This is a genomic window from Massilia sp. YIM B02443 (assembly GCF_030411955.1).
Taxonomy (GTDB): Bacteria; Pseudomonadota; Gammaproteobacteria; order Burkholderiales; family Burkholderiaceae_D; genus Telluria.
Map to the genome: position 1 here is coordinate 1 of NZ_JASNRA010000070.1, position 659 is coordinate 659.

The following is a 659-nucleotide window of genomic DNA, read 5'->3' on the forward strand; positions in this document are numbered from 1 at the left end:
ATCAAGGGTTCGGCACGTATGGCGCTGGAAGGCCAGCCGGGCGAAATGGGCGAAGAGTGCATCACCCGCCTGGCAGAAGCCCTGGATTCGTACATCCCGACCCCGGAACGTGCTGTTGACGGCGCCTTCCTGATGCCAGTCGAAGACGTGTTCTCGATCTCGGGCCGCGGCACCGTCGTGACCGGTCGTGTCGAGCGCGGCATCATCAAAGTCGGCGAAGAAATCGAAATCGTCGGCATCATCGACACCGTCAAGACCACCTGCACCGGCGTGGAAATGTTCCGCAAGCTGCTGGACCAGGGTCAAGCTGGCGACAACGTCGGCCTGCTGCTGCGCGGTACCAAGCGTGAAGACGTCCAGCGTGGTCAGGTTCTGGCAAAGCCAGGCTCGATCAAGCCGCACAACCACTTCACCGGTGAGATCTACGTCCTGTCGAAAGACGAAGGCGGCCGTCACACCCCGTTCTTCAACAACTATCGTCCTCAGTTCTACTTCCGTACGACTGACGTGACCGGTTCGATCGAACTGCCAGCAGACAAAGAAATGGTCATGCCAGGCGACAACGTGTCGATCACCGTCAAGCTGATCGCTCCGATCGCGATGGAAGAAGGTCTGCGCTTCGCAATCCGCGAAGGCGGCCGTACCGTCGGCGCCGGCGT

1 protein-coding gene is annotated in these 659 nt (G+C 60.5%); it reads left to right on the top strand.

Annotated elements, in window-relative coordinates; all coding sequences use genetic code 11:
• Positions 1 to 659: EF-Tu/IF-2/RF-3 family GTPase (locus QPK27_RS25210; protein WP_290420887.1), on the top strand; the 659-nt coding region annotated here is incomplete at both ends.